Source organism: Phenylobacterium sp., assembly GCF_046290725.1.
Lineage (GTDB): Bacteria > Pseudomonadota > Alphaproteobacteria > Caulobacterales > Caulobacteraceae > Phenylobacterium.
The window spans coordinates 821,638-834,315 of the sequence record NZ_JBKBUH010000001.1; the positions used below are offsets into that span (position 1 = coordinate 821,638).

Sequence of the window (12,678 nt, forward strand, 5' to 3'; positions counted from 1 at the left end):
GCCACGGCGCAGCTATCGTCCTTCCCCGGGGAGGGACGGGCGCATGGCGGAACAGCGAGCTCTTGCGGGCCTAGTGCTGGCGGCGTCGCTTGTGGCGGGGATCAGCTACGTCGCCTCATGGCAAATGGACCTGCCGCCCCTGGCCGCCATGGCCTGGAAGGGCGCGGGGGTGGCGCTGCTCGCCGCCTATGCCGGCTTGCGGGCCAGGAGCGCCGACGGCTGGCTGATCTGCGCGGTGATGGCGTTCGGGGCCCTGGGCGACGTGCTGCTGGAAGCCGCGGGCCTGACGGTGGGCGCCGTGGCCTTCCTGATCGGACATCTGATCGCCATCGGCCTCTATTGGCGCAACCGGCGCCCGCGCATCACGGGAGCGGACAAGCTGCTGGCCGCGGCGCTGATCGCCGGGACGGCGGGGCTGGCCTGGCTGCTGCCCGCCGACCGCAGCCTCGGCGCGGCGGCGGCGCTCTATTCGCTGGGACTGGCGACGATGGCGAGCGCCGCCTGGATCAGCCGCTTTCCACGGGCGCTGGTCGGCCTGGGCGCCCTGATGTTCGTCGTCTCGGACCTGTTGATCTTCGCCCGCGCCGGACCGCTCGCCCAGGCGGCCTGGGTCGGGCTGGCGATCTGGGGGCTCTACTACTTCGGCCAGGCTCTGATCTGCTTCGGCGTGGTCCGCGCGCTGTCGAGGCGCGCCTAGAGGCCAGGCGGGCGTATGCCGGGCAGCGGTGGAACGGCCGTCGGGGGCGCTTCGGCGGCCAGCTCCGGCGTCTCCACCAGCCCACGGGCCACATGGCTCTTCCGGAAGCCGTAGAGGAAATAGACGACCAACCCGATCCCAGCCCAGATCGGGAAAACAAGCTTGGCCTGCAGCGGCAGGAAGAGGAACAGAGTCAGGCAGCCGACGATGGCCAGCGGGGCCACGACCCAGACCCCCGGGGTGCGGAACGGCCGGCGCCTCCCCGGATCGGTCCTGCGCAGCATCAGCACCGCCATGGCGACAGCGAGGAAGGCGAAGAGCGTGCCGGAATTGGAGATGTCCGCCAGCCGCCCGACGGGGAAGAAGGCCGCAGCGATCATCACCCCTGCCCCGGTGATCAGAGTGACCACGTGGGGCGTCTTGAACCGCGGATGCACCTTGCTGAGGGCTTCCGGCAGCAAGCCGTCCCGCGACATGACGAAGAAAATCCGCGTCTGGCCGTAGATCATCATCAGGATCACCGACGGCAGGGCCAGGCCCGCCGCCAGGCCAAGCAGATTGCCTACCGCCGGATGGCCGATCTGGCGCAGCACGTGCGCCAGGGCCTCGCGCGAGCAGACCAGGGGCTCGCGAGCCGCGGCCGTCACTTCCACGCACCGTTGCGCGAGCGCCGCCGATCCGGGTTGCAGATGCTCGCCGGCGGCCGAGTAGAGCGGTTGTGCGCCGTAGGCCCCGGCCGCGCCGGCCGCCACCAGGATGTAGAAGATCGTGCAGATCGCCAGCGACCCGATCAGGCCGATAGGCACATTGCGCTGCGGGTTGCGCGTCTCCTCCGCCGCCGTCGAGACCGCGTCGAAGCCCACATAGGCGAAGAAGATCGAGGCCGCCGCCGCAGTTATCCCCGAGAGTCCCAGGGGGGCGAAGGGGCGGAAGTTGGCGTCGTTGATCACCGGGATCGAAAGGGCGATGAAGACGCTCAGCGCCACCACCTTCACCGCCACCAGCACCGCATTGACCGTGGCGCTTTCCCGCGTGCCCAGGACCAGCAGGCCGGTGACGAGGCCGGCTATGGCGACCGCCGGGAGGTTGACGACGCCCCCCGCATAGGGCCCTGCGGCGAGAGCCTGCGGTATGACGATCCCGACGGAGTGCTCGAGCAGCCCGACGAAATAGCCGGACCAGCCGACCGAAACGGCTCCGGCCGCCACGGCATATTCGAGGATCAGGGCCCAGCCGACCAGCCAGGCCACGAACTCGCCCATGACGGCGTAGGAATAGGTGTAAGCCGAGCCCGCCACCGGGGCCATCGAGGCCAGTTCCGAATAGCAGAGGGCCGCCACGGCGCAGACGAAGCCGGCGATGATGAAGGAGATCATCATGCCGGGTCCCGCCTTCTGGGCCGCCTCTGCGGTGAGGACGAAGATCCCCGTGCCGATGATGGCGCCCACGCCCAGCAGGGTGAGTTGGACCGGCCCCAGACTTCGATGCAGCGACTTCTTCTCAGCGGTTGCGAGAATCGCATCGAGCGGCTTAACGCGCCACATGGGGCTGTCCTGGAACCAGGGAGCCGCGACCTCGCGACTCCGATCACGAAATCGTGAGCCGGTTTCAGGCGGTCGTCAAGCGGCGCTCTGAGAGGGCGAGCCGCCCCTCAGGACTGGACCTGCTGCGGCGCGCGATCCGGGCTGGTCTGAGCGCTGCGCTGGGCGAGGGCGGTCTTCGGGCGCGGCTGGGCGGCGTAGAGCGCCAGCCCCCGGAGGTTCGCCAGAAACACGTCCCTGTGCGAGATGCCCAGCTCAGGATCGAACAGCCGGCCCCCGAACAGCTCGGCCGCCGCATTCCGGCCGTTCCACCATAGGTGTTTCAGCAGCATGGGATCGGCCCGCCAGTGCTTGGCCAGGAGGGCGCCGTTGCCGAGTTGATAGGCGCGGCTCAGCTTTCGCACCTCCGCCAGGGTCCGCCGCCCGTGGAAGTGGCGCACCGCCATGTCGGGCGCATAGAGCACCGGCACGCCGGCCCGCCGCGCCCGGACCAAGAAGTCGGTATCCTCCGCCGACTGGAAGCGGCCGCCGGCGCCGAACCGCACATCGAAGCGGCCGACCAGATCGAACACCTCGCGCGGGGCGGTCATGTTGGCGCCGTGGACGAAGCCGCCCGGGTGGACCTCTCCGCCCAACCGCGCCGGCTGGTCGTCGGTCTTGATGGTGAAGGGCAGGTCCGCCGGATCGCCGAGCTCCACGCGCCCGCCCAGCACGAACGGTCCCTCGAGCTTGCGATAGTGACGCGCCAGATCGGCGAAATAGGCCGGGGTCATGCGGCAGTCGTCGTCGGTAAAGGCGATGACGTCTCCCGTCGCCTTCTGCAGGCCGAGGTTCCGCGCGCGGCTCAGGCCGGGCTCCGGCTCCATCGCCGGGATGACGCGCAGCGGGCAGCGGGTGGCTTCGGCGGCGACGACGGCCGCCGTCTCGTCCGTCGAGCCGTTGTCGACCAGCACGACCTCCACCTCGACCGCCGGCGCGCCCTGCGCCGCCGCGACGATGGATTCAAGGGCGGGCGCGACCTGGCCCGCGCGATTGCGCGTCGCGACAATGACCGAGATCTTCACGGACGCCTCGTCCCCCAAGCCTGGGAGCCATCTTGCCCTGGGGTGCTTAAGACATCCTCTTTGTGCGGAGCTAATCCAGGACGCAGGCGGCCAGGCCGCCGCGCCGGATGGTCCCGGCCGCCTTGCCGATGCGGGCCGACCGCCGCTGCACATAGGGCCCCGGCTGAGCCGCCCGCCACTTCAGGGGGCTGGGCAGGATGGCGGCCAGGCGGGCGGCCTGGGCCGGGGTGAGGTCCTTGGCCGAGACGCCGAAGTTCTTCCGCGCCGCGGCTTCGGCGCCGTAGATCCCCGGCCCCCATTCGATGGAGTTCAGATAGACCTCCATGATCCGCGGCTTGCCCCAGACCACCTCGATGAGGACCGTGAAATAGGCCTCCAGCCCCTTCCGCACCCAGGACCTCTGGGGCCAGAGGAAGACGTTCTTGGCGGTCTGCTGGCTGATGGTGGAGCCGCCGCGCAGCTTCCTGCCCTTGGCGTTGCTCTCCATCGCCTTTTCGATGGCCTCGAAATCGAAGCCGCGATGCTGGCAGAAGCGGGCGTCCTCGGCGGCGATCACGGCCTGGACGAGGCGCGGCGAGATGCTTTCGAGGGGGACCCAGCGGCGCTCGAAGCCCCTTCCCTCGAACACCCGCTGGATCATCAGCCAGGTGATCGGCGGCGGAACGAAGCGATAGGCGGCGACCGTCAGCACCGGCCCAATCAGCCCGAACACCAGGACCAGTAGGAAAAAGCCGCGGACCATGCGGCCGACCAGACCCGCCTTGCTGCGCTTGGCCACGACGCTCGCCCCCGCTCCGTCAGCCCGCTGGGCGCGCGGCGACGCCCGCCCCGCCTTCCTCGTCGCCCCAGGCGACGCGGGCGCCGTCGGGCGAGATGTCGAGGGCGACGATAGGCGGCCCCTTCTCGGCCTTCAGCATGTCGATCTTCTGGCCCGCCAGGTCGCAGGCCCAGACGCGGCCGTCCTCCAGGCCGGCGGCGACCATGCGGCCCGCCGACGTGGCGGCTACGCGCGCCACAAGAGCCGTCTCGTCGAACCCGACTTCCGCGGCCTCCTTTCCCATGGGACCGGTCGCGCCGGCGAACGGCCAGACCACCACGCCGTTCGCCCCGGAAGTCGCCATCATCTGCCCCTTGGCGAGGAAGGCCAGGCTCTTCACCTTCGCCGGATAGCCGCCCATGCGCAGGTTCTTGTCGTCGGCCACGCGCCAGCCATGCAGCTGGTTCTCCTGCATCGAGGACATCAGGAACTTGCCGTCCGGGCTCCAGGCCACCGCCACATGGCTGCCGGCCCACTTCAGCACCACCGGCTTCTGGTCGGCGATGCGGGCGTACCACAGCCAGGCCCCGCCATAGGTGGCGACGGCGATCCGCCGCCCTTTCGGATCGAAGGCCAGCCCCGCGGCCGTGCGTTCGTGAGCGAAGGTGCGGGCGAAGGCCGGATCGGCGGCGTCGCGCACATGCAGGTCGCGGCCGGCGGCGAAGGCGAAGAGCTTGGACTCCGGGCTGGCGGCGACGGCGTCGATCCACTTGCCTGGGAGGGCGGCCAATTCCTGCGCGCCCGAACGGCGGCTCCAGACCACACGGCCGTCATCGCCGCCCGTGAGCACGCCCTCGCCGGAGGGGTGAAGGCAGGCGGCGAGCGCCGCCCCGTCGTGGGCGGAAACCGTCTCGCCACCCTCGAATCGGACCGTTCCGTCGCCCAGTGCGAAGACGGCGGTTCCATCCTTCTGGAAGAGGGCGGCGGTCACGTAGGCGTCGAAATCGAAGGTCATGGCCGCCTCATAGACGGCGAACGGCGGTCTTGGCGAGGGCGCGCTTTCACCGGCCTTTCCGCCCGTTCCTGCGGCGCCGTGCGGCAGGCGCCTGTTCCGCCGCTCTTTCGGCTTTACAATCGCGAGCCGATTGGCGATGGGTGTCCGCGACCGGTCCGCAAGGCGTGCGGGACCCAAGGGAAGGAACTGCTACATGGGTGCAAAGCTGGGCGGCGGAGGCGGCGGGAAGTTCGACCTCGGCCAGAACAGCGACATCAACGTCACGCCCTTCGTGGACGTGATGCTGGTGCTCCTTATCATCTTCATGGTGTCGATCCCCGCCGCGACGGTGTCGATCAAGCTCGACCTGCCGCCGGCCATTCCGCCGCCGCCTGGCGCGGAAGTGGAGGAGCCGACCCTGATCAACATCCAGCAGGGCGGCCAACTCTACATCGGCGAGGCGCCGACCAGCCTGGGCACCCTGCCGGCCGATCTGGCTCGGGTGCTCGACGTACCGAACCCGACCGAGGAGCGCGTCTATATCCGCGCCGACCGCACGGTCCGCTACGGCGACTTCATGGCGGTGATGAACACCCTGCAGGGCAACGGCTACTACCAGGTCGCCCTGATCAACGAAGAGCTCTAAGCGCTTCGGCCAGGTTCTGAGGAAAAGCCCGTCCGGTTCGCCGGGCGGGCTTTTTCTATGCGCCGCGCAGACGGTTGTGCATGGCCGTGGCGGCGATGGCCGCCTCGCCGGCGGCGGTGCTGATCTGGTTCAGGCCCCGCACCAGGTCGCCGGCGGCGTAGAGTCCGGGGACCGAAGTCTGCTGGTGATCGTCCACGATGATGCGGCCCTGACCGTCGAAGCGCGCGCCCAGTTGCGCGGCGAGCTCCGACCGCGGGGTGACGCCCAAGGCGGAATAGATGGCGTCGAACCGCCGCGGCCAGCCAGGACCGAAGCACAGGGCGGTGACGCGCGTCTTGTCCAGGATCACCCGGTCCATGGGGGTCTCGACCAGATCCACCCCGGCGCCCACCAGGTCCGACTGGATCTTGCGCTCCAGCGGGCGCTCCGGCGCCACGTGGATCAGGGTGACGCGGCCCGTATAGGTGCGTAGGAACATGGCCTCGCGGGCGGCGTGGGCGTCGTTCCCGATCACCCCCACCGCCTTGTCCATCACTTCGTAGCCGTCGCAGATCGGGCAGACCCGCACCAGGCCGCGGCGGATCGCCGATTCCACCCCCGGCAGGGGCGGCTCGTTGTCCGAGACCCCGGTGGCCAGCAGCACGGTCCGCGCAAACAGGTCCTCGCCCGCCACGCGCAGCCAGAAGCCGCCCTCGGCGCGGGCGATCGCCTCGACCTTCGCCTTGCGCACCGCCGCCCCATAGCGCTCGGCATGAGCCCGCATGCGGTTCAGCAGTTCGATTCCGCCGATTCCGTCCGGAAAGCCGGGATGGTTGTGGGTTCGCGGGATCCATGAGGCGCGGCTGTCGCCGGAATCCACCAGCAGGAAATTCCGCAGAAAGCGCCCGAGATAGATGGCCGCCGTCAGGCCCGCAGGGCCGGCGCCGACGATGGCGGCATCATGGACAGGCTGGGTCACCGCGCCTCAACGCAGCGGCCGCAAGAGGGCTCCACGGCTCACGCCGCGCAGGCTTCGAAGCCCGCCTTCAGCTTGGCCTCGTCGAGGTTGCGGCCGATGAAGACCATGCGGCTGTAGCGCTTGTCGCCGTCCTTCCAGGGGCCTTGGAAGTCGCCTTCCAGGATCATGTGCACCGCCTGGAAGACCAGGCGCCGGTCCTCGCCCGCCACGTCCAGTATGCCCTTGGCGCGCAGGATGTCCGGCCCTTGCGCCTGCAGCAGGTTGTTCAGCCACTGTGTGACCTTCTGGCCGTGCACCGGCCGATCCAGGGTCAGGGAAATCCCGCGGATGCCGGCGGCGGCGGCATGGTCGTGGGCGTGACCATGGTGGTCGTGATCATGATCATGATCATGATCATGATCGTGGTCGCAGTGCTCGTCGTGCACGTGGCCCGGCTCGCCGTGGGCGGGGTTCAGGAACTCCGGCTGCACCTCGGTGATGCGGGCCAGATCGAAGCCGCCGCGGCCGAGGATGGCGTCGAGCGGCACGTTCGAACGCTGCGTCCGGTGGATCGGGGCGATGGGGTTCAGGCGGCGGATGGCGGCCTCGACGCCCTTCAGCTCGTCTTCCGACACGAGGTCGGTCTTGTTCAGCACGATCTGGTCGGCGAAGGCGATCTGCTCCACCGCCTCCTTGGAATCCTGCAAGCGCAGCGGCAGGTGCTTGGCGTCGACCACGGCGGTGACGCTGTCGAGCTCGGTCTTGGCGCGCACGTCGTCGTCCACGAAGAAGGTCTGGGCCACGGGGCCGGGATCGGCCAGGCCCGTGGTCTCCACCACGATGGCGTCGAACTTGCCCTTGCGCTTCATCAGGCCGGAAAGGACCCGGATCAGGTCGCCGCGCACCGTGCAGCAGACGCAGCCGTTGTTCATCTCGAAGACCTCTTCGTCGGCGCCGACGATCAGGTCGTTGTCGATGCCCACCTCGCCGAACTCGTTGACGATGACGGCGTATTTCTTGCCGTGGTCCTCGGTGAGGATCCGGTTGAGCAGGGTGGTCTTGCCGGCGCCGAGATAGCCGGTGAGGACGGTGACGGGGGTCTTGTCAGTCATGGGCCGCATTTAGGCGTTCGCAGGCCCTTAGGGAACAGGGCGTGCGCTTGACCGCTGCGATTGTTATAGAATAACGCGCGCCCGCAGACCCGAGATATGGGAAGACGCCCTTCGTGACAGCCTCCGCCCCCGAAACCCCGCCGCTGGACGCCTTCCGGGGCGACCGCGTCTACCTGGGGGCCGACCATGCGCGCAACGAGCGCCGGACCTGGATCGCGGTGGGCGTCTCGCTGGCGACCCTGACCGCCCAGTTCGTCGGCGGCCTCGCCTTCAACTCCATGGCCCTGGTGGCCAACGCCCTGCACATGACCGCCCACGTGGCCGCCCTGGCCGTGGCCGCCCTCGCCTACGCCGTCGCCCGCCGCTACGCCGACGATCCGCGGTTCGCGTTCGGCACCGGCAAGGTCGGATACCTGGCCGGCTTCGCCAACGCCGCGGTGCTGGCGGTCTCGGCGGTGCTGATCGCGGTGGAGAGCGGCCGCCGGCTGTTGGCTCCCCAGGACGTGCATTACGACGGCGCCCTTGGGCTGGCGGGGGTGGCCCTGGCGGTGAACATCTTCTGCATGTGGCTGCTGCGGCCGGCCCGCAGCCACGCCCACGACCGGGACGGCGATCTCAACCTTTCGGCCGCCCATCTGCACATGGCCGCCGACGTGGCCGCCTCGGTGCTGGCCATCATCGGCCTGGGGGCCGGGCGGCTGCTGGGATGGGACCAGGCCGACGCCGTGGCGGGCCTGGCCGGCGCAGCGCTGGTGGCGCACTTCGCCTGGCGGCTGCTGTCGCGGGCCGGCGCCGTGCTGCTCGACATGAATCCCTCGGCCGAACTCACCGCGGAAATCCGCCGCCGGCTGGAGACCGAAGACGCCCGGGTGATCGACCTGCACCTGTGGCGGCTGGGGCCCGGGCACCATGCCGCGGTGGTGGTGGTGGCCGGCGAAGCGGCCCTGCGCGCCGAAACCTGCCGCGCCCGGCTGGCCGGTTTGCCGGGCCTCAGCCACGTCACCGTCGAGACGCGCATCGCAGGCCCGGACTCGCGTTGACTTCGCGGGGCCTCTCTGTATAAGTCCGCGCCTCTCGCCCGCGGGCCTTCTCGCGGGCGCAATCCTTTTTGCTGAAGTTTCAAGGCGCGAACGATGTACGCGGTGATCAAGACCGGCGGTAAGCAATACCGGGTCCAAGCCGGCGACCTGCTGGTCGTCGAGAAGCTCGACGGCGAGCCCGGCGCGGAAGTCGCGTTCGGCGACGTCCTGATGCTGGGCGACGGCGAGACCGTCACGGTCGGCGCGCCGGTCGTTGACGGCGCCAGCGTCTCGGCCACCCTGATCGAAACCCGCAAGGGTGAGAAGGTGAAGATCTTCAAGAAGATCCGCCGCCAGGGCTATCGCCGCACCAAGGGCCACCGCCAGCTCGAGAGCGTGCTGCGGGTGACCGCCGTCGCCGGCGCCGGCAAGACCGACAAGTGGGACGGGACCGTCGACCTGACGCCCAAGGCCCTGCTCGACGCCCGCGCCCGCGGCCTGAAGCACGTGGCCGCGGCCCTGGAAGCCGCCCAGGCCCCGGCGCCCGCCCCGAAGAAGGCCAAGGCCGCCAAGCCCGCCAAGGCGGAAGCCGCCGCCGAAGCCGCTCCGGAAGCGGCGGAAGCTGCGCCCAAGCCGAAGAAGGCCGCGCCCAAGAAGGCCGCCGCCAAGTCCGACGACGCCGCCGAATAAGCGCGTCCGACAAGAGAGTTAGGAGAGAGCTATGGCTCACAAGAAATCCGGCGGCTCCTCGCGCAACGGGCGCGATTCCGCGGGCCGCCGTCTCGGCGTGAAGAAGTTCGGCGGCGAAGCCGTCGTGGGCGGCAACATCATTGTGCGCCAGCGCGGCACCAAGTTCTGGCCGGGCGACAATGTGGGCATGGGCAAGGACCACACCCTCTTTGCGACCGCCGAAGGCGCGGTGAAGTTCGTGACCAAGCGCGACAACCGCACCTACGTGAACGTCGTGGCCGCCCCGGCCGAGGCGAAATAAAGGGCGAAACCTTCTTGCCAGGTTCGCCCCTCCAGTGGCGAACCGGACAGAGAGCTTCCCGCGGGGGAGTCCGGAACGCCGGACTCCCCCGCTTTGTTTTCTGATGGCCCCGCCAGAGGGCCGGAAGGTATGGGATGTGCGCCATCGAACTGGAACCGGTCCTCTCGACCGAGCGCCTGCGGCTGCGCCGGCCGCGCAAGTCTGACGCCGAGCGCATCGCCGCATTCTGCAACGACTTCGACGTGGCGCGCATGACCACGCGCATCCCGCACCCCTATGGTCTCGCCGACGCCGAGGCGTTCCTGCACGGGCTGGACGACCAGGACCCGCTGACGGCCGCGACCTTCGCCATCGAGCATCCGCAGGACGGATTGGTGGGCGTGATGGGCTTCTACGCCAACGAGGCGGGCCGGACCGAGATCGGCTATTGGCTGGGCCGCCCCTATTGGGGTCAGGGCTACGCCACCGAGGCGGCGCGGCGCGCGCTCGTCTGGGCCAGCCGCGACTGGGGGCGCAGGTTCGTCATGGCCGGCCACTTCTCCGACAACCCCGCTTCGGGCGAGGTGCTGTGCAAGGCGGGCTTCCTCTATACCGGCGAGGTCAGGCTTCTGGCCTCGGCGGCGCGCGGCGAAGACGCTCCCGCCCGGATGATGGTCTGGCTCGCCTGAGCCTCCCCACGGCGTCGAGGGTTCCGCGGCCCTCGACGCCGAACCCCTTGTGCTGCAAAAGGCCCCGATGAAGTTCCTCGACCAGGTCAAGATCTACTGCCGCTCCGGCAACGGAGGCGGGGGCGCGGTCTCGTTCCGGCGCGAGAAGTACATCGAGTACGGCGGCCCGGACGGCGGCGACGGCGGCAAGGGCGGCGACGTCTGGATCGAGGCGGTCGACGGGCTGAACACCCTGATCGATTACCGCTACCAGCAGCACTTCAAGGCCGGCACCGGCGTCCACGGCATGGGCCGCAACCGACACGGGGCGGCGGGCGAGGACGTGGTGCTGAAGGTCCCTGTCGGCACCGAGGTGCTGGACGAGGACAAGGAGACCCTGATCGCCGACATGGACGAGGCCGGCAAGCGCGTGCTCTTGCTGCGCGGCGGCAACGGCGGCTGGGGCAACGACCGCTTCAAGGGACCGATCAACCAGGCGCCGCGGCACGCCAATCCCGGCCAGGAGGGCGAGGAGCGCTGGATCTGGCTGCGGCTGAAGCTGATCGCCGATGTCGGCCTGGTCGGCCTGCCCAACGCCGGCAAGTCGACCTTCCTGGCCGCGGCCAGCGCCGCCAAGCCGAAGATCGCCGACTATCCCTTCACGACCCTGGCGCCCAATCTGGGCATGGTCGACCTGTCGCCGGGCGAGCGCTTCGTGCTCGCCGACATCCCGGGCCTGATCGAGGGCGCCTCGGAAGGTGCAGGCCTCGGCACGCGGTTCCTCGGCCACGTGGAGCGCACCGCCGTCCTCATCCACCTGGTTGACGCCACCCAGGACGATGTGGCCGAGGCCTGGCGCACGGTGCGCACCGAGCTCGCCGCCTACGGCGAAGACCTCGCCGACAAGCCGGAGATTCTGGCGCTGAACAAGATCGACGCCCTCGACGCCGATACGGTTGAGATGCAGCGCGAGGCGCTGGCCGAAGCCTCCGGCGCGGAGATCCGGCTGGTCTCCGGCGTCTCGGGTCAGGGGGTGCGCGAACTCCTCCGTGAAGCCTACGCCCTGGTGCGCCGACGCAAGGGCGAGGTCTCCGAGGCCGGCGAGGAGACCGAAGGGAGCTGGACGCCGTGAGCGAGCTCCGCGACGCCCGCCGCATCGTGGTGAAGGTGGGCTCCGCCCTCGTCGCTGGCGAGGACGGGGCCGACGCCGCCTGGCTGACCGCCTTCGCCGCCGACCTCGCCCGCTGTCGCGCCCGCGGCCAGGACGTGCTGGTGGTCTCCTCCGGCGCCGTGGCCCTCGGCCGCCGACGGCTGAAGATGGGCCGCCGCACCCTGACCCTTCCCGAGAAGCAAGCCTGCGCCGCGGCCGGTCAGTCGGCCCTGATGCGCGCCTGGGAAGAAGCGCTGGAGCCGCATGGGATCGCCGCCGCCCAGGTGCTGCTGACCCGCGACGACACCGAGGTGCGCCGCCGCTGGCTGAACGGCCACGCCACCCTCGCCACCTTGCTCGGCCTGGGCGTCGTCCCGGTGATCAACGAGAACGACACCGTGGTCACCGAGGAGATCCGCTACGGCGACAACGACCGTCTGGCCGCCCGCGTGGCCCAAATGGTCCGGGCCGACGTGCTGGTTCTCTTGTCGGATATCGACGGCTTCTACACCGCCGATCCGCGGCGGGATCTTTCCGCCCGGCGACTGGATCGGATCGAGCGCCTGACGCCGGAGATCGAGGCCATGGCCGGCGGCGCCAACGCCGGCGCAGGGGTCGGCACCGGCGGCATGGCCACCAAGCTGGCCGCCGCCCGCATCGCCCAGTCCGCCGGCTGCGCCACGATCATCACGCTTGGTCGACGCCCCGCGCCGCTCGCCGCCTTGGAAGCCGGCGAGGCCGCGACGGTCATCGCACCGGCCGGCACGCCCGCGGCCGCTTACAAGGCCTGGATCGCCGGGTCCCTGGCGCCGGCCGGCGAGCTGGTGGTGGACGACGGCGCGGCGCGCGCCATCACCGCCGGCAAGAGCCTGCTGGCCGCCGGCCTGCGCGGGGTGCGCGGACGGTTCGGCAAGGGCGACGCCGTCGCGGTGGTCAGCGAAGCGGGCCGCGAGATCGCACGCGGTCTCGCCCGCTACGACAGCCCCGACGCCTTGCGGATCTGCGGCCTGAAGTCGGAGGCCATCGAGGGCGCGCTGGGCTTCACCTCTGGGCCGGTCATCCATGCCGACGACCTGGCCCTGCTGGAGAGCCGTGCGCCGGCCTGAATTGCCGGAGCCGGGAA

At 70.2% G+C, this 12,678-nt stretch carries 14 protein-coding genes; 8 read left to right on the top strand and 6 right to left on the bottom strand.

Annotated features, from left to right (window positions below; all coding sequences use genetic code 11):
- The first annotated feature begins 43 nt into the window (after positions 1-43).
- Complete coding sequence (locus ACK41C_RS04390) at positions 44-697, top strand: lysoplasmalogenase family protein (protein ID WP_409650872.1); 654 nt, start codon at positions 44-46, stop codon at positions 695-697.
- Here ACK41C_RS04390 and ACK41C_RS04395 read toward each other — a convergent pair.
- The 4 genes from ACK41C_RS04395 to ACK41C_RS04410 form a co-directional block, all read right to left on the bottom strand.
- A complete protein-coding gene (locus ACK41C_RS04395; RefSeq protein ID WP_409650874.1) occupies positions 694-2,241 on the bottom strand; it encodes an amino acid permease in 1,548 nt (515 codons plus the stop codon). The genes ACK41C_RS04390 and ACK41C_RS04395 overlap by 4 nt on opposite strands.
- A 107-nt stretch (positions 2,242-2,348) precedes the next feature.
- A complete protein-coding gene (locus tag ACK41C_RS04400) occupies positions 2,349-3,302 on the bottom strand; it encodes a glycosyltransferase family 2 protein (protein ID WP_409650876.1) in 954 nt (317 codons plus the stop codon).
- A gap of 70 nt (positions 3,303-3,372) precedes the next feature.
- On the bottom strand, positions 3,373-4,044 hold the full coding sequence (gene mtgA / locus ACK41C_RS04405; RefSeq protein ID WP_409653896.1) for a monofunctional biosynthetic peptidoglycan transglycosylase: 672 nt from the start codon (positions 4,042-4,044) through the stop codon (positions 3,373-3,375).
- Positions 4,045-4,099: 55 nt separating this feature from the next.
- Positions 4,100-5,074 (bottom strand): WD40 repeat domain-containing protein, encoded by a 975-nt coding sequence (locus tag ACK41C_RS04410; RefSeq protein ID WP_409650878.1) that lies wholly within the window; start codon positions 5,072-5,074, stop codon positions 4,100-4,102.
- A gap of 193 nt (positions 5,075-5,267) precedes the next feature.
- On the opposite strand from ACK41C_RS04410, the gene ACK41C_RS04415 reads away from it, so the two are divergent.
- A complete protein-coding gene (locus ACK41C_RS04415) occupies positions 5,268-5,699 on the top strand; it encodes a biopolymer transporter ExbD (RefSeq protein WP_409650880.1) in 432 nt (143 codons plus the stop codon).
- A 55-nt stretch (positions 5,700-5,754) separates the two neighbouring features.
- Here ACK41C_RS04415 and ACK41C_RS04420 read toward each other — a convergent pair whose 3' ends face one another.
- Together ACK41C_RS04420 and ACK41C_RS04425 are read right to left on the bottom strand one after the other, a co-directional pair.
- The gene (locus ACK41C_RS04420) at positions 5,755-6,657 is read right to left on the bottom strand and encodes an NAD(P)/FAD-dependent oxidoreductase (RefSeq protein WP_409650882.1); all 903 of its coding nucleotides are present in this window, start codon (positions 6,655-6,657) and stop codon (positions 5,755-5,757) included.
- 38 nt (positions 6,658-6,695) lie between these two features.
- Positions 6,696-7,757 (bottom strand): CobW family GTP-binding protein, encoded by a 1,062-nt coding sequence (locus ACK41C_RS04425; RefSeq protein WP_409650884.1) that lies wholly within the window; start codon positions 7,755-7,757, stop codon positions 6,696-6,698.
- Positions 7,758-7,861: 104 nt separating this feature from the next.
- On the opposite strand from ACK41C_RS04425, the gene ACK41C_RS04430 reads away from it, so the two are divergent.
- The 6 genes from ACK41C_RS04430 to proB all read left to right on the top strand — a co-directional run bounded on the left by ACK41C_RS04430 (position 7,862) and on the right by proB (position 12,661).
- On the top strand, positions 7,862-8,788 hold the full coding sequence (locus ACK41C_RS04430) for a cation diffusion facilitator family transporter (RefSeq protein WP_409650886.1): 927 nt from the start codon (positions 7,862-7,864) through the stop codon (positions 8,786-8,788).
- Between the two features lie 93 nt (positions 8,789-8,881).
- On the top strand, positions 8,882-9,457 hold the full coding sequence (gene rplU / locus ACK41C_RS04435) for a 50S ribosomal protein L21 (protein ID WP_409650888.1): 576 nt from the start codon (positions 8,882-8,884) through the stop codon (positions 9,455-9,457).
- A 31-nt stretch (positions 9,458-9,488) separates the two neighbouring features.
- Positions 9,489-9,758 carry a 50S ribosomal protein L27 gene (gene rpmA / locus ACK41C_RS04440; RefSeq protein ID WP_409650890.1) on the top strand — a complete coding sequence of 90 codons (270 nt, stop codon included), beginning with the start codon at positions 9,489-9,491 and terminating at the stop codon, positions 9,756-9,758.
- Positions 9,759-9,892: 134 nt separating this feature from the next.
- A complete protein-coding gene (locus ACK41C_RS04445) occupies positions 9,893-10,426 on the top strand; it encodes a GNAT family N-acetyltransferase (RefSeq protein ID WP_409650892.1) in 534 nt (177 codons plus the stop codon).
- Positions 10,427-10,493: 67 nt separating this feature from the next.
- On the top strand, positions 10,494-11,537 hold the full coding sequence (gene obgE / locus ACK41C_RS04450) for a GTPase ObgE (protein ID WP_409650894.1): 1,044 nt from the start codon (positions 10,494-10,496) through the stop codon (positions 11,535-11,537).
- Positions 11,534-12,661 carry a glutamate 5-kinase gene (gene proB, locus ACK41C_RS04455; RefSeq protein ID WP_409650896.1) on the top strand — a complete coding sequence of 376 codons (1,128 nt, stop codon included), beginning with the start codon at positions 11,534-11,536 and terminating at the stop codon, positions 12,659-12,661. The genes obgE and proB overlap by 4 nt, the downstream gene beginning before the upstream one ends.
- The last annotated feature ends 17 nt before the right edge of the window (positions 12,662-12,678 follow it).